The organism is Nitrospirota bacterium (assembly GCA_016214855.1).
GTDB lineage: Bacteria > Nitrospirota > Thermodesulfovibrionia > Thermodesulfovibrionales > UBA6898 > UBA6898.
Map to the genome: position 1 here is coordinate 93,722 of JACRMT010000018.1, position 20,887 is coordinate 114,608.

At 51.8% G+C, this 20,887-nt stretch carries 20 protein-coding genes and 1 riboswitch; of the genes, 10 read left to right on the top strand and 10 right to left on the bottom strand.

Features of this window, described 5'->3' with window-relative positions:
* Positions 1-32: 32 nt before the first annotated feature.
* Together HZB62_14825 and HZB62_14830 are read right to left on the bottom strand one after the other, a co-directional pair.
* Entirely contained in the window at positions 33-2,912 is a 2,880-nt protein-coding gene (locus tag HZB62_14825) for an EAL domain-containing protein (protein ID MBI5076422.1), read from the bottom strand.
* 57 nt (positions 2,913-2,969) lie between these two features.
* The gene (locus tag HZB62_14830) at positions 2,970-3,863 is read right to left on the bottom strand and encodes a phosphate/phosphite/phosphonate ABC transporter substrate-binding protein (GenBank protein ID MBI5076423.1); all 894 of its coding nucleotides are present in this window, start codon (positions 3,861-3,863) and stop codon (positions 2,970-2,972) included.
* 56 nt (positions 3,864-3,919) lie between these two features.
* Positions 3,920-3,998, bottom strand: a riboswitch (cyclic di-GMP riboswitch).
* Between the two features lie 156 nt (positions 3,999-4,154).
* Between HZB62_14830 and HZB62_14835 the strand changes: the two genes are divergently transcribed.
* Together HZB62_14835 and aspS are read left to right on the top strand one after the other, a co-directional pair.
* The gene (locus HZB62_14835; GenBank protein ID MBI5076424.1) at positions 4,155-4,886 is read left to right on the top strand and encodes an rRNA pseudouridine synthase; all 732 of its coding nucleotides are present in this window, start codon (positions 4,155-4,157) and stop codon (positions 4,884-4,886) included.
* The gene (gene aspS, locus HZB62_14840) at positions 4,883-6,673 is read left to right on the top strand and encodes an aspartate--tRNA ligase (GenBank protein MBI5076425.1); all 1,791 of its coding nucleotides are present in this window, start codon (positions 4,883-4,885) and stop codon (positions 6,671-6,673) included. Before HZB62_14835 ends, aspS begins: the two co-directional genes overlap by 4 nt.
* Here the strand turns inward: aspS and HZB62_14845 are convergent.
* Complete coding sequence (locus HZB62_14845) at positions 6,670-7,269, bottom strand: hypothetical protein (protein MBI5076426.1); 600 nt, start codon at positions 7,267-7,269, stop codon at positions 6,670-6,672. The genes aspS and HZB62_14845 overlap by 4 nt on opposite strands.
* Before the next feature lie 194 nt (positions 7,270-7,463).
* On the opposite strand from HZB62_14845, the gene HZB62_14850 reads away from it, so the two are divergent.
* Both HZB62_14850 and HZB62_14855 read left to right on the top strand, forming a co-directional pair.
* Positions 7,464-8,222 carry a hypothetical protein gene (locus tag HZB62_14850; GenBank protein MBI5076427.1) on the top strand — a complete coding sequence of 253 codons (759 nt, stop codon included), beginning with the start codon at positions 7,464-7,466 and terminating at the stop codon, positions 8,220-8,222.
* A gap of 39 nt (positions 8,223-8,261) precedes the next feature.
* On the top strand, positions 8,262-10,631 hold the full coding sequence (locus tag HZB62_14855; protein ID MBI5076428.1) for an endonuclease MutS2: 2,370 nt from the start codon (positions 8,262-8,264) through the stop codon (positions 10,629-10,631).
* Here HZB62_14855 and HZB62_14860 read toward each other — a convergent pair.
* Positions 10,628-10,822: a 4Fe-4S binding protein gene (locus HZB62_14860; protein ID MBI5076429.1), complete on the bottom strand. Its 195-nt coding sequence runs from the start codon at positions 10,820-10,822 to the stop codon at positions 10,628-10,630. The genes HZB62_14855 and HZB62_14860 overlap by 4 nt on opposite strands.
* A gap of 380 nt (positions 10,823-11,202) precedes the next feature.
* Here HZB62_14860 and HZB62_14865 point away from each other — a divergent pair, with 380 nt between their 5' ends.
* The 6 genes from HZB62_14865 (at position 11,203) to HZB62_14890 (ending at position 16,272) form a co-directional block, all read left to right on the top strand.
* Entirely contained in the window at positions 11,203-13,056 is a 1,854-nt protein-coding gene (locus tag HZB62_14865) for an ABC-F family ATP-binding cassette domain-containing protein (GenBank protein MBI5076430.1), read from the top strand.
* Positions 13,057-13,203: 147 nt separating this feature from the next.
* Positions 13,204-13,425, top strand: a complete 222-nt coding sequence (locus HZB62_14870; GenBank protein MBI5076431.1) for a hypothetical protein — start codon at positions 13,204-13,206, stop codon at positions 13,423-13,425.
* 69 nt (positions 13,426-13,494) lie between these two features.
* Complete coding sequence (locus HZB62_14875; GenBank protein ID MBI5076432.1) at positions 13,495-14,025, top strand: ferritin family protein; 531 nt, start codon at positions 13,495-13,497, stop codon at positions 14,023-14,025.
* 226 nt (positions 14,026-14,251) lie between these two features.
* Positions 14,252-15,019 carry an S-methyl-5'-thioadenosine phosphorylase gene (gene mtnP / locus HZB62_14880; GenBank protein MBI5076433.1) on the top strand — a complete coding sequence of 256 codons (768 nt, stop codon included), beginning with the start codon at positions 14,252-14,254 and terminating at the stop codon, positions 15,017-15,019.
* 11 nt (positions 15,020-15,030) lie between these two features.
* Positions 15,031-15,564 (top strand): adenine phosphoribosyltransferase, encoded by a 534-nt coding sequence (locus HZB62_14885; GenBank protein MBI5076434.1) that lies wholly within the window; start codon positions 15,031-15,033, stop codon positions 15,562-15,564.
* 30 nt (positions 15,565-15,594) lie between these two features.
* Positions 15,595-16,272 (top strand): spermidine synthase, encoded by a 678-nt coding sequence (locus HZB62_14890; GenBank protein MBI5076435.1) that lies wholly within the window; start codon positions 15,595-15,597, stop codon positions 16,270-16,272.
* Positions 16,273-16,310: 38 nt separating this feature from the next.
* Here HZB62_14890 and HZB62_14895 read toward each other — a convergent pair whose 3' ends face one another.
* The 6 genes from HZB62_14895 to HZB62_14920 all read right to left on the bottom strand — a co-directional run bounded on the left by HZB62_14895 (position 16,311) and on the right by HZB62_14920 (position 20,803).
* Positions 16,311-16,592 (bottom strand): type II toxin-antitoxin system RelE/ParE family toxin, encoded by a 282-nt coding sequence (locus HZB62_14895; GenBank protein MBI5076436.1) that lies wholly within the window; start codon positions 16,590-16,592, stop codon positions 16,311-16,313.
* Positions 16,593-16,597: 5 nt separating this feature from the next.
* Positions 16,598-16,816, bottom strand: coding sequence for a hypothetical protein (locus tag HZB62_14900; GenBank protein MBI5076437.1), 219 nt, complete (start codon positions 16,814-16,816; stop codon positions 16,598-16,600).
* Between the two features lie 101 nt (positions 16,817-16,917).
* A complete protein-coding gene (gene maf, locus HZB62_14905) occupies positions 16,918-17,505 on the bottom strand; it encodes a septum formation inhibitor Maf (GenBank protein ID MBI5076438.1) in 588 nt (195 codons plus the stop codon).
* On the bottom strand, positions 17,498-18,664 hold the full coding sequence (locus HZB62_14910) for an NAD(P)/FAD-dependent oxidoreductase (GenBank protein MBI5076439.1): 1,167 nt from the start codon (positions 18,662-18,664) through the stop codon (positions 17,498-17,500). The genes maf and HZB62_14910 overlap by 8 nt, the downstream gene beginning before the upstream one ends.
* A gap of 67 nt (positions 18,665-18,731) precedes the next feature.
* Complete coding sequence (locus tag HZB62_14915) at positions 18,732-19,814, bottom strand: radical SAM protein (GenBank protein MBI5076440.1); 1,083 nt, start codon at positions 19,812-19,814, stop codon at positions 18,732-18,734.
* Entirely contained in the window at positions 19,814-20,803 is a 990-nt protein-coding gene (locus HZB62_14920; protein ID MBI5076441.1) for a glycosyltransferase, read from the bottom strand. The genes HZB62_14915 and HZB62_14920 overlap by 1 nt, the downstream gene beginning before the upstream one ends.
* Between the last annotated feature and the right edge of the window lie 84 nt (positions 20,804-20,887).

Genomic DNA, 20,887 nt, shown 5'->3' on the forward strand with positions numbered 1-20,887 from the left:
GACCGGCATAACGATGGATGGTATTAAAAACATCAGTTCCGAACCCTGACCATTGCTTCTTTCAGCATCCAGGCAGCTATCTCGGGTGCGGCCTTTGGCCGCGAGAAGAAAAACCCCTGCGCAAAATGGCAATCCATGGTGTCGATCTCGTCAAGGTGGGAAGACAGTTCTATGCCTTCGGCTATGACCTCAAGTTTAAGATTTTGGGCGAGAGTTACTATAGCCTTCACGATCTCGCGATTTTCATCGTTCAGTGACATGTTTGCGATGAAGCTCCGATCGATCTTCAAGGCGGTAACAGGAAATTTGTTCAGATAGCTCAGCGAAGAATATCCGGTGCCGAAGTCGTCGATATGGATCTTGATCCCGCTGTCGCGCAGCCTGTTCATGGCGATCACCGCGACCTCGAGATTCTCCATAATAATGCTCTCCGTGATCTCTATGGCAAGCGTTTCTGGAGCGATGCCGGTCTCCCCGATGATCCCGAGCAGGACATCCACGAAATTATCGTTGAGGAATTGCCTGCCGGACACGTTAGCGCTCATCTTGAGCGGCTCGGCAGTATGGTATTCCCTCTGCCACCGGTTCAGCTGCCTGCAGGCTTCGCGCAGGACCCATTCTCCCAGCGGCTGGATCAGGCCTGTCTCTTCGGCAAGAGGTATGAATTCCATGGGAGGGATCAGGCCGCGCACAGGATGCTGCCAGCGCACGAGGGCCTCAAACCCGCTCAGTTTTCGCGTTGCGACATCAAGGATCGGCTGATAGTGCAGGACGAATTCATCAAGGTGTTCTACCGCGACCCTGAGATCCGCCTCAAGCTGCAGCCGCTCAACCATATAACTGTGCATGCTGTCATCGAAGATCTCGTACCGGGCCTTGCCCTTTGCTTTAGCCGCATACATCGCGATGTCCGCATCGCTCAGGATCTGATCCGGCTGTTCATAGCGGTCCTGCTCCAGGGCAATGCCGATGCTCTGGGTCACATAGAGCTCATTGCCGTCGATCAGGAAGGGGGCCGCCATTTCGGTCTGGATGCGTTCGACAACAGTCCTGACATCCGTAACATCAGAAACATTTTCAAGCAGTACCGCGAACTCATCTCCGCCGAGACGCGCAACCGTATCGCCCGGCCTGACACAGTCTGCCATGCGACGGCTTACCCCGATCAGCAGTTTGTCGCCTGCGGCATGCCCTAAACTGTCATTGATCACCTTGAACCGGTCGACATCAAAGAACATTACGGCATAAAGATATTGTTTCAGCCTCTTTGACCGGTTGATCGCATTGTGGAGCCTGTCCCGGAACAGGGCCCTGTTGGCGAGTCCGGTCAGGGCGTCATGAAACGCATCATGGAGGAGCTGTTCCTCGGCCTTCTTGCGCGCGGTGATATCGGTCTGTGATCCCGCCATGCGGGAAGAGTTGCCCTTGCCATCCCTGACGGCCAGTCCCCTGCAGAGCATCCAGCGGAAGTTCCCGTCCTTGTGCATGATGCGGTATTCGATCTCAAGATGCTGGTTCCCCTGCAGCACATAACCATGGATCCGTGACCAGACCTTCTCACGGTCATCGATATGCAGACGGCTGAGCCACTCGTCAGGGCTGTCTCCAACCTCTCTGTCGCTGTATCCCAGCATGGACTTCCAGCGGATGGAATAGTAGATCCGGTTATCCGTCAGGTTCCAGTCCCATAGCCCGTCATTTGCCCCCTGTGCTGCAAGCGCATACCGCTGTTCACTCTCCCTGAGGGCGGCCTCGGTCTTCTTGCGTTCCGTGATATCTCTGGTGTATTCGATGACATGGGTTATGGTGTTGTCACGGTCAACGATCGGATAGGTGTAGATCTCCTGCCAGGACTCATGTCCGTGCAGGTCCATGACGGTCTTTTCTTTTGCGCATGCATCGCCGGAAAGGAACGTTGCGCTGACAATGCAGTCCTCGCACACGGCATCTCTGCCATGCAGCAATGCATAGCATACCGGCGGAGCCTCAGGATCAATGGTCCTGGATTTCATGGCAGTGTAAGCGTCATTGGACCGGACGATCCTGAATTCGCGGTCAAAGATACAGAAGGGGTCGTGGATGCTGTCGAATATGGTGCTGAGAAAGGCCTCTGATTTGGTGAGAGCGGCCTCGGTCTGTCTCCTCTCGGCGATCTCTTTTTCGAGCTTGTCATATCCTTCCCTGAGCCCCGTGCTCATCAGGCTGATATTATCAGCCAGTTCGCCGAATTCCGTTTTGTCCTGATAAGGGACCTTGTGCCCAAGATCTCCCGCTGCAATGGTCCTTACCGCGCTGAGCAGAACGCCGATGGGTCCGGTAATAGAGGATGTCAGCCGGATCGCGATAATAATGCCTACCAGGAAGGCGAGGATGATCGTGATCAGAAGAATGCTCCTTGCTTCCTTGATCTTTCCGACTGCATCTGCTGTCATTGAGGCGAGTTTCCTGCTTGCATCCATGGACATCTCTTCAGTGGTGAGGAGAAGGCTGTTGCCGATAGCTGCAGCCTCTGTTTTCAGACGGTCGATATTCTTCTTGTCCGCTGAAGCGGTCATATAAAAACTGAGAGCGTTCTGATAATCGTTAATGGAGGTCTGCATCTGCAGCAGTTTCTTCTCCAGGGCCGGCTGATGATGACATTTTGTGCAGCCGCCTGCATTCTTCTCAAGACGGCTTACGTTCTCGGTAATAGTGTCTATCTTGTGCCCGAGATCAGTCCCTACGGTATAGAGTTCCGACTGTACCGTCTGGATCGACATGATAAGATCCTGGCGGAGGTTTTCGACCTGATGCAGACTGATCAGTCTTTCAAGGGAAGAAGTCGTTGTCCTGATAGACAGCGACGATATGACCGTCCCGGCCGCAAAGAAGAGAAAGAGGAGAAGCAGGGATATGACGATCTTTCGTTTCACGGTCTTTGGTTGTCCTGAAGATCTGCCGCTTCCGGTTGACGCCGATAGTGACCGGCGCTATTCATTCATTTTACCGCTGTATTTCATGAGATCAATACCGGCTTTCCTGGCGAGGTCATGAACAGGATCATAATCCTTTTCGGTCGTCTCGATGAATTTCAGCGCTCCGAACTGACTGAGAACGGTCTTCCCATTCGGATCGTTGTGCATTGCAAGCAGGGTCTCCCGGAGTTTCTTCTTAAGGGATTCATCGAGACCTTTTCGGACACAGAGACCGTTGGACGGTACCGCAGGTGAACGCGCAATGATGCGAAGTTCTTTTTCCAAAGAGGGATTGTTCGCGCTCATCATATCATAGATCGTGTTCTTGGCTGCGCCGGCATCCGCTTTCTTCCTGAGCACCGCGTCAATTGCAGCATCGTGACTGCCGGCGAAATAAAAGCTGCGGAAGTATCCTTCAGGAGAAGAGATGCCGTTTTCCCTGAGAAGCGCAAGAGGGAATACGTAGCCGGCTGTTGTCGCCTTTTCGACAAATGCAAAGGTCCTGCCTTTCAGGCCTTTGATATTCGTAATGCCGCTGTCATTTCGGACAAAGACATATCCCTTATACGCTGAATTGTTATCAGGGGTTACAGGACGGACAAGCGGCACTACCCCATGCTTGCGGATCGCAACAGCACCCGTGAAGGAACCGAAAAAGGCAGCGTCCAGTTTTTCCTTGTTGAAACTGTCGATGAGGTTGCCGTATTTGCTCAGGATCGTGAATCTGACACGAACGCCGGTCTTCTTTGAAAGGTAATCTCCGAGCAACATATACCGCTGCTTTTGTTTGAAAATATTCATCTCGGGGCTGAGGCCGATCAGAAGCTGTTTTTCATCTGCTGCGGAACAGGATGGCTGCGGGATACCAAGGAAGAGGATCAGGAAGAGAGCCCAAGCCATTTTTTTCATTGCAATTCCTTTTTGCAAATCTTCCTGAGGAGCAAAAGGGGGCAGTATGATGCTATTTCGATAACCCTGCCGTCCTCTTTATTAGGACCAGTGGCTTTGCGTCCTACCCTCTCAGGCAGTTTGCCGTTTCGATAACATATTCGCTACCTGAGAATTTTATATAATGTCAGCCATAATAATCAACCTTAGACATCGTCCTGTCTTATTTTTCCGGAATATACGTGTATGGAGAGGGAATCGGCCGGCACTGTTCTGCGTCTCTCCGCACATTTATGGTATTATTAATGCCTTATGGAACAGCGCTTACAGAAGATCATTGCAGAGATGGGTATTGCCTCCCGCAGAAAGGCAGAGGAACTGATCCTCGAAGGGTTGGTGACCGTGAACGGCAAGGTAGCGGAGATCGGCATGAAGGCTGACCTTATGCGCGACCATATCAAGGTCAGGGGAAAACTCCTCACCAGCCCGGAAAAAAAGGTCTATTATGTCTTCAACAAGCCGCGCGGCGTCATGACCTCCATGAGCGACCCGGAGGGAAGACCGACGGTGAATGAATTTTTCGGACGCATCAAACAACGGGTTTTTCCGGTCGGCAGGCTTGATTACGACTCAGAGGGCCTGCTTCTGCTCACCAATGACGGAGATTTCGCATACGCCATTATCCATCCTTCCCGGAAGATCCCCAAGACATACCTCGTGAAGGTAAAGGGCGTGCTTGAGGAAGAGGATCTTGAGAAGCTCAGGAAGGGCGTCAAGATCGACGGAAAGCTGACCGCGCCTGCAAAGGTGAAGAAGCTCAAAAAGACGGAGAGCAACTCATGGATAGAGATGACTATCCACGAAGGCAGGAACCGCCAGATCAGGAAGATGCTCGAGCGCGTGGGTCACGATGTGCTCAGGCTTATGAGGATACGGATCAACGGCATAGAGATGGGGCCTCTTGAGCCCGGAGCATACCGGAAGCTGACAACACAGGAAATGGATTCGATCATACGAGAAATAGGAACAGGAGAGGGCGCATGAATCGCGATAAAGTCTGCGGAGCAATCCGTGAATCTGATATCAGTTCAACGATCACTATAGCCGGATGGGTATTCAGAAGGCGCGACCACGGCGGTCTTATCTTTATCGACCTCAGGGACCGGTCAGGCATATGCCAGGTCGTTTTCAGCCCGGATGTATCGGGCGATGCCCACGAAAAGGCGCACGATCTGCGTGCTGAATATGTTATTGCAGTAACGGGCGAGATCAGACGGAGGCCTGCAGGCACGGAGAACCCGAACCTCCCGACCGGCATGACCGAGATGTACGTCAAGGAGCTTGTCGTGCTGAACGAGGCCGCACCGCTGCCCTACAGCATGGAAGAAGCTGCCGAGGCCGGCGAGGCCCTGCGGCTGAAGCATCGTTACCTTGACCTGAGAAGGCCCGAGATGCAACAGAACATGATCACCCGCCACAGGGCAAGCAAACTGATGCGCGATTATCTGGACGACAACGGGTTCCTTGAGATAGAGACGCCCATGCTCACCAAGTCCACGCCGGAGGGCGCGCGGGACTATCTGGTGCCGTCCAGGCTCAACCCCGGTTATTTTTATGCGCTGCCGCAGTCGCCACAGCTTTTTAAGCAGATCCTGATGGTTGCAGGTATGGAGAAATATTTTCAGATCGTCAAATGCTTCCGTGATGAGGACCTGAGGGCAGACCGCCAGCCGGAATTCACGCAAGTCGACCTTGAGATGTCCTTTGTCGACCGCAAGGACATCATAGAACTGATCGAAGGCATGATGAAGAAACTCTTTAGCGGGGTTCTGAACCTTGATATCCGGACCCCGTTTGAGATGCTGAGCTATCAGGAGTCTATGGAGCGTTTCGGCAATGACAAGCCTGACATGCGCTTCGGTCTTGAGCTGAAGGACATGGCAGACCTTGCGGCAAAGGGAACGTTCAAGGTATTTCTTGATGCGATCCAGTCCGGTGGCCTGGTCAAGGCCATTAACGGCAAGGGCATGGCAGGCATCTCCAGAAAAGATATTGACCTTCTCACCCAGGAGGCGCAGTCCTTTGGAGCAAAGGGCCTTGCCTGGATCAAGGTGAAGAGCGGCTTTGAATCACCGATCGCGAAGTTTTTCCCTGAAGATGTGCTGAAGGCAATGGCAGAAAGGCTTGGTGCAGAAGACGGGGACATGATGCTCTTTGTGGCTGACAAGGTGAAGGTGACCTATGATGTGCTGAGCAGGTTGAGGCTTGAATTAGGCAAGAGGCTGAACCTTATTCAGCCCGGGTTCAAGTTCGTCTGGATCACCGACTTCCCGCTGCTTGAATGGGATGACGACGAAGGCAGGTTCCAGGCCATGCACCATCCGTTCACCTCGCCGCTTGATGAGGATATCGGGAAGATGATGTCCGGCGATATGACTGACCGGAATATGCTCGGCTCTCTCAAGGCCAAGGCGTATGATATTGTGCTGAACGGTTTTGAGATCGGCGGCGGAAGCATACGAATCCATAACCAGAAGCTCCAGAAAAAGATGTTCGAGCTGCTCAATATCAGCGAGGAAGACGCCCACACCAAATTCGGATTCCTGCTCGATGCCCTTCAGTATGGCGCTCCGCCCCATGGCGGCCTTGCACTCGGCCTTGACAGGCTTGTGATGCTTATGGTCGGCGCGACCTCGATCAGGGACGTTATAGCCTTCCCCAAGACACAGAAGGCCTTCTGCATGATGTCCGGCGCTCCTTCAGCGGTCGAGACAAAACAGCTCAGGGACCTGCATATCAGAACGGACGTGGTGGTAGAAGAGAAGGCCTAGCGTTCCAGTTCTTCGTAGAACTTTTTTGAGCAGTCTTCGCAGATGCCGTGTGAGAAGGTGATGTCCATGTGTGTGCCAAAATAATTTTCCACGCTCTGCCAGTAGTTGTCGTCATCCCGGATCTTCTTGCACCATGCGCAAATCGGCAGCAGGCTGCGGAGCTGCAGGAGCTCTGAAATATCCTCGATGATCAGCAGGGAAAAGTCCCTGTTGTCGAACCGGAAGGGTGATGTGGTGACGAGAACGTGTACGTTCCTGATCCCCTGTTCCGTAGAAAGCTCCATCATGGTCTTTTTCCGGTAGACCTTTTCGCCTGAGATGGCTTCATTGACAGAGTTTCTGATGACACAGTCTGCACATGCCGATGCATGCCCGCATCCTTCCGGGGTTTCCCCTGCATGCATGCAGTGAAGGGCATCGCCGCCGCGTTTAAGATATATGCTCTCGCTGCCTTTGCCGGCCGGCATAAGCCCTGCTGCCGCGCTGTTCAGATGCAGTATCCTTACATCATTATCGACAACCAAAACAGGGGACGGGATCGCATTAAAGAGGTTCAGGAAGAACGCTGAATCGTCAAAAAGCGATGCCATAGCCATAACCCTTTTCTCTCCCGTTCTTCATGATTTAGTATATTCGCTTTCAGATCACGGATACAAGGCAAGGCCCTCAGATCAATGAAATATGGCGGCTTTTCGCGCTTGACATTGATCTGAACTGCTCCTAAACTCTTTATAAGAACAGGAAACATGTTTTCTGCTTCAGGGTTTCACCAACAAAGGAGGATTTGATCATGAAAAGAGGATTCTTGCTGCTTCTGACCCTGGGTTTGCTGTTTGGGTTTGTTGCCTGTGTTGAGGCGGAGCGAAGGCCGTATGGTAACGATGGTTATGGGCCATACGACCGGGCTGACCGGTATGATATCGGTGCCCGCATCGATAATCAGCAGCGAAGGATCGATCAGGGTATATCTTCCGGCGAGTTGACACGGTATGAGGCGGATGTTCTGATCGATAATCTTAACTGGATCAGGGATGAGTATTCCCGGGCCAGGAGAGACGGCAGGCTGAGTCAGTCCGAAATCGAACGGCTGTCCGAACATCTCAATCAGAACAACCGCATGATAATGGATAAAAGGAATAATGCGATACGGAGAGTCTATACGCCAGCGCCGCCACCGCCTCCTTTTGCTCCGGCCCCTGCACCGCGCCATGAACAGCCAAGGAACGATATGCGTGACCGGAACGATCACCAGTACAGGAGGATCGACCCCGGAGCTTCATCCGATGAACAGCCCAGAATGGATCTGCGTGAGATCCGGATGGAGAACCAGCAGAACAGGATCAACCAGGCAGCTTCCAAGGGAGAACTGACGAGGAGAGAGGCAGCAATTGTCCAGGAGAACCTGGACAGGATCAGGGCTGCATATTCGCGCATGAAGGCTGACGGCAGACAGACAGTGCCCGAGCTGGACAGGATCGACAAGAGGCTGGATCGGAACGACCATATGATCAGTGACAAAAGGCGCAATGTCATAGAGCGTCTCGACTGATAAGCGTTAACGCAGGCAGTTAGGGTAAAATAATTCTTCATGATCGCTAAGAACACCCTTCAACTGCTCGAATTCGACCGGCTTCTGGAAATCATCTCCCGGGCCGGCCATAGTGAAATATCGAAACAGGCGGTTCTGGATATTGCGCCTTTCCCCTTTGGGGAGGCTATTCTGAGCCGCTTTATTTTGATCGGTGATATTCGCCGGATATCCTGTCAGGGGCCTCCTCTCAGCCTGCATGTCTTTCAGGACATTACCTATCTTCTTGCTCGTGTAAGGCCGCAGGGTGCGGTGCTTGAGGCATCCGAGATATCAGCCTTTGTGCCGGTGCTCGAGATGGCACTCGGGATATCAACGCAGATCTCTGAATTCGAAGGGCTTAGGGCGCTTCCTGAACTGTGCAGCCAGTTGTCCGGTCAGCCCGATCTTCTCAAGACCATACAGAGATCGATCGATGCTGACGGCCATATCAAGGACAGCGCATCGCCGGCTCTTGCCAATATCCGCAGGGAACTGAGAAAGCTTGAACTGGGTATCCAGAAAAAACTTGAGGAGATGACGCGGGATGTCTCTCTTTCCGTCTTTCTTCAGGACGATTTCATTACCAAGAGGGCAAGCAGGTGGGTCATTCCGGTGCGCATGGACTCAAAGGGCATGGTGCCCGGCGTTGTTCATGACATTTCAAAGTCCGGCGAGACGGCTTTCATCGAGCCCCTTGCAGTCATTCACCTGTCGAATGAATTAGAGAATGTATCTGCAGAAGAGAGAGCGGAAGAACTGCGCATCCTTCGCGCGATCTCTGCTCAGATCAGGGAGCATGCAGACGAGATAGCAGCCGAGTTTGCGGTCATAGTCCATCTCGATATGCTGAACTGTATTGCGCGGTTTGCTGACCAGCTGCATATGGAAGTGCCGGAGATCAGCGCATCAAATACGATCAGGCTTGTCAATGCGCGCCATCCTCTTCTGGCACTATCTCTTGAAAAGACGGACGGTAACAGGAAGGTTGTTCCCCTGGATCTTCAGCTTGGCAATGAGGAGACCTGCATGGTCATTACCGGATCGAATGCCGGCGGAAAGACCATATCCATTAAAACGGTCGGTCTCCTGCTCTGCATGGCCCTGTCAGGCATGCCGGTGCCAGCCAATGCGTCTTCAAGCTTCCCTCTTGTCAGTTCGTTGCTTGTAGATATGGGTGACGAGCAGTCGATCGAGAGCAACCTTTCGACCTTTTCTGCACATGTCAGGAATATCGCGCAGGTCCTTGAGACGGCTGATGCAAAGGCAATGGTCCTGATCGACGAACTCGGCACAGGCACAGATCCTGATGAAGGCACAGCGCTTGCCTGCGCAGTCCTGAAGGAACTGCAGCAGAAGGGGGCACTGGTATTTGCAACGACCCATCTGATGGGCATTAAGGGTTTTGTGCACAGAGCCCCTGGCATGGCGAACGCATCCATGGAGTTTGATAAGAAAACGCTTTCTCCCCTGTACCGTCTCAGGACCGGCGAGCCGGGCCAGTCTCACGCCCTTGAGATAGCTCGGAAGTACGGATTGCCTGCCCATGTTGTTGATGCAGCAAAGGAGCTGTTAGGCGGCGGCAAGGTTGAACTTGATGACCTCATGGCTGATCTGAACGAGAAGAGGGCGACGTACGAAGCACTGCTCAGTGAACTGCAGATAAAGAAGGAAGAGGCAGAGGTAAAGATCAGAGAGGCGGGAAAGAGAATAACAGAGGCAGAGGCAAAGAAGAGGGAAATGCTTGCGAGTGCCCACAGGGAAGCGCTTGATATTGTGTCAGACATCAAGCGGCAGATGCGGGCCGAACTTGATGAAATAAAGAAGAAGGAAAAGAAGGATCTTCAGGACAAAATCAAGGAAGTTGAGCAGAAGCAGCGGCAGATAACGGAAACGCTGGCCCGGTATGCCATGGATGAGACCGGAACGCTCAGCATTGAAGATATTCATATCGGTGATGAGGTCTTTGTGAAGTCACTGGGGTATGACGGCGCAGTTTCCGGGATAATGGCAAAGGCTGAACGGGTGAAGGTTATCTCCGGCTCAAAGGAGATACTTGTGCCGATGTCTGATATACGAATAAAGAAAGGCAGGCTGCTTGCCGAAAAGAAGGATAAGATTCTTCGGCAGGATACGCCTGATGAGATGGTGCCTTCGAGGATCAACCTTGTCGGTATGCGTGTTGAGGAGGCACTCTCAAGGCTTGAACCGTTCCTGAACCACGCATCCCTTGCCGGTTTTCGCGAGGTTACGATCATCCATGGCTATGGCACAGGCATCCTTGCCAAGGCAGTGCGTGAGCATGTCACCCGCCATCCGCTGATCAAAAAGTTCAGGCACGGGGAACCGTCCGAAGGCGCAGGAGGGGTGACGGTTGTTACCCTGGTTTAGCCTCCCCAGCCGATGCTGATTATTATGGCGTCAGCAGGACAGACCTCTTTGCAGGTGCCGCAGTCGATGCAATAGGACGATCGGGAAGGCAGGCTCTTGCCGTCTGACATCTCAAAGCAGTTGACCGGGCAGGCGTTTATGCAGGCCCCGCACCCCGTACATTTCTCCCAATCCACGATAGATATAAACACCGGCTCTCACCTCTCCAATAAGATTTTTTAACCTTAATTGTACGGTAGTAAGCTGCCCGGCGATATGACATGCATCATATTCTATGTATATAGCTTGAAGAAAAATCCTCCCCTTTCCAAGGGCCAAAAGTAGGTGCTTTAAGCAGAGGTATGGAGGGGTATCGATAAAATTACCAAAACCTCCCCAACCCCTCCTTGGTAAGGAGGGGACTCAATCCGCAACTGCAAGTTTATCGAGCAAAGTCTCGATGAACTTGATATATCGGTCATTTTTCTTATATTCTAAATACCTGCATTAGCGGCAGCGATCAGAGGTATTCTTCAGACACACCGCAGCAGAAACACATTTTATATATTCACGGAATAACAAGAAGGGGTTTATGTTACAGATCAATAATCTCAGCAAGGTATTTGGCAAGCAGACCATATTCGACGGCGTCACGGCGACGATCAACAGCGGGGAGCGCGTCGGTTTTGTCGGCAGGAACGGCTCAGGAAAGACTACACTCTTCAGGATGATCCTTGACGAGGAGCATCCTGACTCGGGAAATATCAGCGTGCCGCAGGGCTATCGGATCGGCCATCTTTCACAGCATATCCATTTCACCAAAAAGACCGTTCTCAAGGAGGCGAGCCTCAGCCTCAGGCCGAACGAGGACGGTATCGATGAGACATACAAGGTGAAGAAGATCCTCAGCGGACTCGGCTTCACTGAAGAGGACCTCGAAAAATCTCCCCAGTCTCTATCGGGCGGATACCAGATTCGTCTGAATCTTGCAAAGGTGCTGGTATCAGAACCGAACCTCCTTCTCCTTGACGAACCGACGAACTATCTTGATATTGTCTCGATCCGCTGGCTTGGCCAGGAACTAAGGGCCTGGCAGGGTGAATTGATCCTTATCACGCATGACCGCGATTTCATGGACAGCGTAACGACCCATACCATGGTCGTTCATCGCTGCAAATTGCGGAAGATACCGGGGCCCACGCAGAAGCTCTTTGAACAGATACTGCTTGAAGAAGAGGTCCATGAGAAGACACGGATGAATGATGAGAAGAAGCGGAAGGATGTGGAGCAGTTCATCAACCGCTTCAGGGCCCAGGCAAATAAGGCAAAGGCAGTGCAGTCTAGGATCAAGGCGCTCCAGAGGCATGAGCGGCTCGAAAAGTTGACCGATCTCAGGACGCTTGATTTTTCGTTTAATGCTGCGCCGTTCACCGGCAAGCAGCTTATGGTTGCCGAGACCGTATCGTTCGGCTTTGACAAACATGAGCAGCTGATCAAGGACCTCAATCTGGTTATCGGGAAGAGAGACCGCATCGCGATCGTAGGAAAGAACGGCAAGGGCAAGACAACGCTCCTGAACCTCCTTGCCGGTGAACTGAAACCGCAGCATGGTGTGATCACACCCCATCCTGCCACAAAGCTTGCATACTTCGGCCAGACAAATATCAGCAGACTGAATACGGCAAATACGGTGGAAGAAGAGATCATGGATGTCCACCCGGACCACAGCCGCGGCGTCAGCCGGAAGATCTGCGGGTTAATGATGTTCACCGGGGACCATGCGCTCAAGAAGATATCCGTGCTTTCCGGCGGTGAAAAGAGCCGTGTCCTGTTAGGCAAGATCCTGGTCAGCCCTGCCAATCTGCTCTTTCTTGACGAGCCGACAAATCATCTCGATATGGAGTCCATAGATTCTCTTGTTGAGGCGATCGAGGCCTTTGCGGGTGCTGTTGTGATCGTTACGCACAGTGAGATGATCCTCCATGCAATAGCTGAAAAGCTGGTGATCTTCGATGACAATAAGGTGAGCGTCTTTGAAGGCACGTATCAGGATTTCCTTGACCGGGTCGGGTGGAAGGATGAAGCATCGGTTGAGAACGGAGCTGAAAAGAAGCCGAAGGCTGAAAAGGGCATCAACAGAAAGGACCTGAGAAAGATGCGTGCAGAGATCGTCACGAACAAGTCGAAGGTGCTGAACCCGATCCAGAAGCGGATAACAGAGATAGAACATGCTATTGTAAAACTTGAAAAGAAAATAGAGCATGATACAAAGGCGCTCCATGACGCGACGCAGAAGGGCCATGGAGATCAGATCCAGAGTCTGTCAAAGGATATCCACGACATGCAGAAAAAGATCGAACCCCTGTTCAATGAACTTGCGACATTGACCGAAGAGTTCGAGAGGAAAAGCAGGGAGTTCGAGGAGCAGCTGAAAGAGGTTGCATAAAGCAGGTAAAAAGTCAGTAGATTGTTAGGTGCTTAGGGCGAACAGATCTGCGGGATCACAAAGCTTGCTGTAGCAATATTCTCTATAGTCCTGAAAGACTATAGACTAATCAACCTAATATGCTTTTGTCTTATTGAGGAGAACATTATGGCATTGCTTGATTATTTCAAACCTGTTGTCTCGATGACCGCTGAAGAGGTGCGGGAATTCATGAAGGGAAAGAACCCTGATGAGTTTAATCTGATCGATGTCCGTCAGCCGATCGAATATGAGCTCAGCCATCTTGCCGGTGCGAGGCTCATGCCGGTGGGTGAGCTCCAGGCTCATCTCAATGAGGTGGACAAGGCCAAGCCGACAATAGCCTATTGAGGATCAGGCGTTCGCAGCCGGGCGGCTGCGGCAATCCTTAATGACTCCGGTTTTAATAATGTATTCAACATGCAGGGAGGCATCAGGGCCTGGGAGGGACTGCTCGCTCAAGGACCTCCCGAGGCGGGCATGGCCTTTTTCGGCGATGCTGTAAAGCCGGACGAACTTGCAATGCTCGCCTGGATGCTGGAGGACGGTTCACGGCAGTTCTATAGCCGGCTCGATGAATTTCTGAAGGACGAGGATGCCCGGCATCTGTTCCAGAGCCTTGCCAAAGCAGAAGAAAGCCATGAAAAGACGCTTGCTGAACTCTACAAGACCTATTCGGGCGGCAGTGCTATCGGGGATAAGCCTGCGACAGAAAAGGGAGAGATCATGGAAGGCGGCGTCAGGGTTGATGAATCGCTTCTCTGGGCGAGGGATAAGGATGTCACAGCGATCCTTGAATTCGCCATATCTCTTGAGACGAATTCCTATGACCTGTATATCAAGATGGGACGGAGATTCGAGGGAGATGCAAGCAGGGTCTTTTCACTGTTGGGTGAAGAAGAGAAAAAACATCTCGAACGCCTTGCAAAACTGCTCGAAAAGAAAGTCTGAATTGCAGAAGCAGTAGCATGTTACCAATAAGTATTCTGACAAATTTCAAAAATCTCCTCACACCCCTCTTTGCCAAAGAGGGGTAGAATACCTCCCTTTGACAAGGGGAGGATAGGAGGGATTTTTCAGTTAATGACTTCACGCGTTTTATTTTTTCCTGCTTGACAACCATTTCGACATTTCATTAATCTTCATACGCTGAACACCATATTAAGAAGGAGATGCTATGGCTGGGATCAAGATAGGCATTATCGGTGGATCGGGTATGGATGACCCGAAGCTGCTGCAGAACAAGAAAGAGAAGAAGGTAAAAACTCCGTATGGCAGCCCGTCGTCAGCACTCACGACCGGCAAGATCACCGGCATTGACGTTGTGATCCTCGCGCGTCACGGCAAGGACCATTCGATCTATCCGACGGGCGTGAATTTCAGGGCGAACGTGCATAGCCTCAAGCAGGAAGGCTGCACCCATATCCTGGCTACTACTGCGGTGGGATCGCTGCGGGAGAAGATCAGGCCCGGCGATCTGGTCTTTGTTGACCAGTTTATCGATTTTACAAAGCATCGCAACCTGACGTTTCATACCGAGAATAAGGTTGTCCATACGCCCATGGCAGACCCTTTTTGTTCTGATCTGCGGTCGCTGCTGGTCAGATCAGCGAAAGAGCTGAAGCTGCGCCACCACACGAAAGGCACGGTCGTGGTGATCGAGGGGCCCCGGTTTTCGACCAGGGCAGAATCGCATATGTTCAGGATGCTCGGCGCTGATGTGATCAATATGTCAACGGTCCCTGAGGTGATCCTTGCGAGGGAGCTTGGCCTCTGCTACCAGGCGATTGCCATGTCAACCGACTATGACTGCTGGAAAGAGGATGAGGAGCCTGTTACCTGGGAGATGATCCTGGCGACCATGCATAAGAATGCAGAAAATGTTAAGCAGCTGCTTCTGAAAGCTATATCGAAGATAACGGCTGTGCACAGCCACTGCGGATAAAGGAGGAGACCATGTCGATCAAATCAAGAATCAGGACCATACCCGATCACCCGAAGAAGGGGATCATGTTCAGGGACATTACGACGCTTATCAAGGACCCTGTCGGCTTCAGGCTGGTGATCGATAACTTTACCCAGCGGTATATTACCGATGAGATCGACTTCGACATCATCGTCGGTATTGAAGCCCGGGGATTTATCATTGGCGGCGCACTTGCCTATACGCTCGGCAAGGGATTTGTCCCTGTGCGCAAAACGGGCAAGCTGCCCGGAGAAAAGATCAGCCATGAATATGCGCTTGAATACGGCACAGACAAGATAGAGATGCATGTCGATTCTATCAGCAAGGGGACGAGAGTGCTTCTGGTCGATGACCTGCTTGCAACCGGAGGGACTGCGCTTGCAGCTGCAGCGCTTATCGAGAAACTGGGCGGTGTTGTTGCCGAGATGGCCTTTATCGTGAACCTGCCGGATGTGGGTGGCGCAAAAAAGCTTGCTGAAAAGGGTTATAAGTCATACTGCCAGACCGAGTTCGAAGGGGATTAGTTTATTGCAGCATAGACAAGTGAGGTGCTGATGATCCCCTGGAAGTTCCTTGATAGTGCTCAGGCGCCCGGAGACGGCGGAGAGCTCAGGCTTTACCAGCGCGGGACCGAGTTCTCGATCAGGATCGATAAATGCGAGCTCATGAACAGCCGTCATTACGGGTCTGAAGATGCGCTGGCAGAACTCTCCTGCAAGAGGATTGCTAACCGTCCCCATCCCCGCGTCCTGATCGGCGGCCTGGGCATGGGCTATACCCTGAGGGCAGCGCTGAACAGTCTGACTCGTGATAGCAGCGTGGTAATTGCCGAACTCGTCCCTGCAGTCGTTGTGTGGAACCGCGGCCCGCTGGCTGAGCTTGCCGGCAATCCTCTTAAGGACCCTCGTGTGATTGTGCGTGAGAATGATGTTGGAGAGGTGATGCGTGAGAAGCAGCATGCATACGACGCCATTATGCTGGACGTTGATAACGGGCCCGAGGGCCTGACCCGGAAGAGCAATGACCTGCTTTACGGAGCGGCAGGCCTGAAGATCGCCTATGATGCCCTGCGGCCCGGAGGAGTGCTTGCAGTCTGGTCAGCCGGCACGAATGATGCGTTTGTGAAGCGGCTTCGCAAGGCCGGCTTCACGGTTGACGAGGTCCCTGTGCGTTCACGCGGTGCGCGCGGAGGGGCGAGGTACACGGTCTGGCTTGCCCAGCGGGGAGACTGATTGATACATACAACTGCCGGGACGATAGTCATCCTGTTTCATCGTTTTTTCAGATAGTGCTTTAACTCTCGATAATAGTTTTCGTGTGGTCCGATCATGACCAGTTCCAGATCGACACCAGCTTTGCGATAAGCGAGAAGATATTGGGTTGTCTTAATTTTGAATTTATGTACAAATACGCCTCTGAGGGCGCCTTTTTTTTCCTCTCCAATAGATGGGTTTTTCGCAATTGTTCGTATCTCCAGGTCTAATGCCATTTTTTCCTGCTTCGGCATTTTCTTAACTTTTTGTTCAAAAGACCTTGATTGGTATATTGTCATGGGGATTATTCAAATGAGTATTCGGTTCTCTCGCCTTGCTCCAATTCCTCCAATCCCATCAAGATCTCTTTAATAAGAGAGTATGTCAGATCAGGGTTCTCCTCAACACACTTGCCCATACGGGCCCAATGTTCAATCTGGCCGGCCAGGGACCTATGATCAATGCGGCTGAATTTCTTTGCCTCAACAAGAAGCTCTTCAGATACTCTTACTGCTGTTGCCATAGTTCATTCCTCCGTTTACATCTGTTGCATTATGTTTCATTATATGTCTATTGATTGCATAATGCAACTAAGTATGGACACGGCATATTGGGGGTATGCTATCAATCTAAAACGCTTATCCCGAACTTCTTCAGGGTCGCTGAAAGGCTTGCAACCGGCAGGCCGATAACATTGAAATAATCGCCTTCGATCTTTTTCACGATAAGGGAACCGATGCCCTGGATCGCGTACGCGCCTGCCTTGTCCAGAGGTTCGCCTGTTTCGACGTATGCGTGCAGCTCTTCATTCGCCATCTTCCTGAACCAGACCTTTGTCTCTACTGCGGAGGAAGACTTCTTGCCGTTACTGGTGTCCAGCACCGTATATCCTGTTATGACCGAATGCAGTTTGCCGTTCAGCAGGGTGAGCATCCGCATGGCCTCTTTATCTGTATGCGGCTTGCCTAACAGTTTGCCCTTAAAGACGATGAAGGTGTCTGCTGCGATGATGAGAGCATCCTTATGCTTACCTGCAACCGCACGTGCTTTTTCGAAGGAAAGATGTTTGGCGAGTTCGTGCGGCTTGAGCTTAAGGTTGAGATCTTCTTCATAGTCGCTTACATCGACCCTGAATTTCAGGCCGATGAGCGACAGGAGTTCCTTGCGCCGGGGCGATGCTGATGCCAGGATTATCGTTCTCTGCTCAGACATACTGCCCTGCCGCATGACCCGATGCCCAGGCCCAATGAAGATTGAATCCGCCCAACTGCCCTGTCACATCTAATACCTCTCCGATAACATACAGTCCCGGCACTTTTTTCGTTTCCATGGTCTTGGAGGATACTTCATCTGTATCTATTCCGCCAACCGTCACCTCAGCCGCGCCATACCCTTCAGTGCCGGATGGTTTGACCTGCCATGCATGGAGCTTATCAGCTGCCTCCCGCAGTTCCCTTTCAATGAACTGGCAGACAGGTTTGGTCTGAAGATAATTGCTGCACCAGGCCTGAGTGAAGCGCGAAGGCAGATATTGAGAGAGCAGGGTCTTGATCTCTTTTCTGCTCTGTCTGTTGGCAAGAAGGAGCTCATACGCATTGACCCCGGGCAGAAGATCGATCGAAAGCAGATCGCCCTTGTTCCAGTATGAGGATATCTGGAGTATGGCCGGACCGCTCAGTCCGCGATGCGTGAAAAGGAGGCTGCCGCGAAAGGATGTCCTGTTCACGGTGACCTCTGCATTGATCGAAACACCGCTCAGGTCTCTGAATATCTCCAGCTCCTTCCCTGAAAGAGTGAGGGGCACAAGACCGGGCCTTGGTGATATGACATTGATCTTGAATTGCTCTGCGATCTTAATGCCGAAGTCAGTAGCACCGAGTTTGGGATACGACAGTCCGCCGGTCGCGATGACCAGTGATTCCGCCTGAAAAGTCCCTCTGTCTGTTGCGACGGAGAACAGTCCATCATGCTTAATGCTTTTGACACTGCATCCAAGGTGAATGTCTGCGCCTGCTTTTTCGCATTCAGCCCTGAGCATCACGATGATCTCAGCAGAGGTCGCATCGCAGAAGAGCTGCCCTGCTTCTTTTTCGTGAAACGTTATTCTGTATTTTCTGAGCAGGGAGATGAAGTCTTCCGGGGTGTACCGGGAAAGTGCAGATCTGCAGAAATGCGGGTTCTGCGAAATATAGTGTTCTGCAGAGACATGCAGGTTCGTAAAATTGCATCTGCCGCCGCCTGATATCCTTATCTTGCTGCCGATCTTCTGGCTATGGTCCAGCACAAGAACAGACCTCCCCCGCTTTCCTGCCTCGATCGCGCAGATGAGGCCGGATGCCCCGGCGCCGATTATGATAACGTCTTTTTGCATCAGGGTTTAATCATACCCCTCTTCGGAAAAAGGGGGCAAGGGGATAGTTGAGGATATTCCCTGAACGCTACCTTACCTGGAGATATTCACGGGCAAGGGCAGGGTACAGACGCGGATTAAAGAGGATGTTGGTCATAAAATAACATTCATGGGTGCAGTAGCATTGACTGTCCCTGATGCTGTTCAATATTGCCTTTGCCCGGTCCGATCTCAGGAGCTTCTGAATATCATATCCATGATCCCCGACGTTTCCCAGACTTCTTCTCAGGATCTCGCAGGGGAAAACCTCTCCGTTCTCCTCAAGCACAACGTTCAGCGCCCCGGCATAACAGGGGATCAAACGCATCTGCGCATCGTCAGTGCGGGATATGAGCCTGCGTTGCAAGATGTCCTGCGCTGCCTTGATGCGCGCACCGCGGAAACGATATGTCCTGGCTGATCCCTTGTTCTTCAGGTTCTGCTCAAGCCTCCCGATCGCATGTTGATATTTTTGGTGGTCAACGTTCTTAAAACTTTTGTCCGAAAGGTTCCCCCTGATCAGGGAGATGGTATGGGTCTTTACGCTTTCCATGTTGTTCACAAAATCTATGATCTCATCCATCCGGTCCTGATTTTCCGAGCAGAAGACCGTGTTCACGCCTAATTCAAAATTGGAGTATACCGCAAGAAGATCCCTGAGCAGGTGATAGGACTCTATGGTCTTTGAAAAACTGCCGGGGGTATTGCGCAGCCTGTCATGAGCCTCATTCAGCCCGTCGAGCGACAGTTTTACGGCTATCGTACTTTTTGAACAGTCTTTAAGTATCTGTTCGGTCATCTCCCTGATGCGGCCTGGCATCAGGCCATTGGTCGGAAGGAGTATGATCGCCGGCTTATTGTTTCTGTAAAAGATCCTGCTGATCTCGGACAGATCATCCCTGAGAAAGATCTCGCCGCCTGAAAATGACAGCCAGAGCAGGTTGCCCAGCGATGAGGATACCTTCCTGATCTCATCAAGGGAAAGCTCCCGGTCAGAAATCTGATCATCGTCTGATCTGAGATAAAAGCAGAAGGGGCATCTGGCATTGCACCTGTGTGTTATGAAGAAGGTCAGATGGATCGGCCGGCTCTTGCTGAAGATGGAACTGACATGACGGAAAGGGGAATACATTATGCCGCTTTCCTCTGGGATTGAACATAAAAAGCCATGCCCGCTGCTCCGCCTGCTGCAACTGCAAGGGGATAGATCATTGAATAGTAGAGCGTTGCCTTGATGCCGAAGGCCGGGCCCTTTTCTCTGAAAAAGGCACTGATAAGCGCCCTGTTAAGTGCAAGATCAACAATGAAGACGATGATCATACAGAGCAGGAAAATGATATCAGGGGAGATGACGAGGCAGAGGAAAAAGAACCATACGAGGGAAGAGCAGAGCACATTGATCTTCAGTTGCACTGACGCTGTTCCTGAATCTGCCGTCAAATCCCGGTTGCCCATAGAGTATGCGATCCAGTATTTTGCCTTCCTGAAGGCATTTCCGAGTGATTTGCCGAGATCGTAGTTGAAGATGTGCCTCACAAGGATAGAGCTGTCCATGATGAGCCGTTGTCCCGACCTCCGCAGTCTGTGGCTGAATTCCACATCCTCTATGATCGGTGTAAAGTCCTCGGGAAAACCGCCGCTCTTTTCGAAGATGTCCCGGCCTATCACCATTGCATGGCCGGCAATATAGTCAGGCTCGGCTGTCCTGAGTTCCGAATAATTGATGAATATGGACTGAAAGGTGCTGAAAAAAGTGTCGTCAAAGGCAACAGGCGTATAGCTGCCGCCTATGACACGGTCCTGGTTCTTTTCATAGGCATTGCCGGCATGCAGGATCGTATCGTCCTGGACAATGCAGTCCGCATCGATGAAGAAGAGGGCGTTGCCGAGGCTGTTCTTTGCCCCCATGTTTCTCGCCCTGGACGCGCCTTCCTGCTGTTCGAGTCTGATGAGCCTGCAGGGGAACCTGCTTATAATTTCAACAGAGTTGTCAGTCGAGCCGTCATCGACAACGATCACCTCAAAGGGCTGGTGTCTGGCAGAGAATAACGCCTTCAGGCAGGTGCCGACAAAGGCACTGCCGTTATGGTTCGGGATGATCACCGACAGCCGCGTATTCATCGGCTTATTATGAAGTAAGCCCCCTGCATATGCCAATTAAATATTTCTCATATTTTGCGGCGTATCCTTTACATGTCAGGAATT

What these genes read in the sequence shown, in the direction of transcription:
- HZB62_14875 (MBI5076432.1), top strand. Translation starts at nt 13,495, where the DNA reads ATGCAGGGAGGCATCAGGGCCTGGGAGGGACTGCTCGCTCAAGGACCT.
- HZB62_14850 (MBI5076427.1), top strand. Translation starts at nt 7,464, where the DNA reads ATGAAAAGAGGATTCTTGCTGCTTCTGACCCTGGGTTTGCTGTTTGGG.
- maf (MBI5076438.1), bottom strand. Translation starts at nt 17,505, where the DNA reads ATGTCTGAGCAGAGAACGATAATCCTGGCATCAGCATCGCCCCGGCGC.
- HZB62_14900 (MBI5076437.1), bottom strand. Translation starts at nt 16,816, where the DNA reads ATGGCAACAGCAGTAAGAGTATCTGAAGAGCTTCTTGTTGAGGCAAAG.
- HZB62_14855 (MBI5076428.1), top strand. Translation starts at nt 8,262, where the DNA reads ATGATCGCTAAGAACACCCTTCAACTGCTCGAATTCGACCGGCTTCTG.
- aspS (MBI5076425.1), top strand. Translation starts at nt 4,883, where the DNA reads ATGAATCGCGATAAAGTCTGCGGAGCAATCCGTGAATCTGATATCAGT.
- HZB62_14915 (MBI5076440.1), bottom strand. Translation starts at nt 19,814, where the DNA reads ATGTATTCCCCTTTCCGTCATGTCAGTTCCATCTTCAGCAAGAGCCGG.
- HZB62_14830 (MBI5076423.1), bottom strand. Translation starts at nt 3,863, where the DNA reads ATGAAAAAAATGGCTTGGGCTCTCTTCCTGATCCTCTTCCTTGGTATC.
- HZB62_14835 (MBI5076424.1), top strand. Translation starts at nt 4,155, where the DNA reads ATGGAACAGCGCTTACAGAAGATCATTGCAGAGATGGGTATTGCCTCC.
- HZB62_14885 (MBI5076434.1), top strand. Translation starts at nt 15,031, where the DNA reads ATGTCGATCAAATCAAGAATCAGGACCATACCCGATCACCCGAAGAAG.
- HZB62_14870 (MBI5076431.1), top strand. Translation starts at nt 13,204, where the DNA reads ATGGCATTGCTTGATTATTTCAAACCTGTTGTCTCGATGACCGCTGAA.
- HZB62_14920 (MBI5076441.1), bottom strand. Translation starts at nt 20,803, where the DNA reads ATGAATACGCGGCTGTCGGTGATCATCCCGAACCATAACGGCAGTGCC.
- HZB62_14910 (MBI5076439.1), bottom strand. Translation starts at nt 18,664, where the DNA reads ATGCAAAAAGACGTTATCATAATCGGCGCCGGGGCATCCGGCCTCATC.
- HZB62_14895 (MBI5076436.1), bottom strand. Translation starts at nt 16,592, where the DNA reads ATGACAATATACCAATCAAGGTCTTTTGAACAAAAAGTTAAGAAAATG.
- mtnP (MBI5076433.1), top strand. Translation starts at nt 14,252, where the DNA reads ATGGCTGGGATCAAGATAGGCATTATCGGTGGATCGGGTATGGATGAC.
- HZB62_14845 (MBI5076426.1), bottom strand. Translation starts at nt 7,269, where the DNA reads ATGGCTATGGCATCGCTTTTTGACGATTCAGCGTTCTTCCTGAACCTC.
- HZB62_14890 (MBI5076435.1), top strand. Translation starts at nt 15,595, where the DNA reads ATGATCCCCTGGAAGTTCCTTGATAGTGCTCAGGCGCCCGGAGACGGC.
- HZB62_14865 (MBI5076430.1), top strand. Translation starts at nt 11,203, where the DNA reads ATGTTACAGATCAATAATCTCAGCAAGGTATTTGGCAAGCAGACCATA.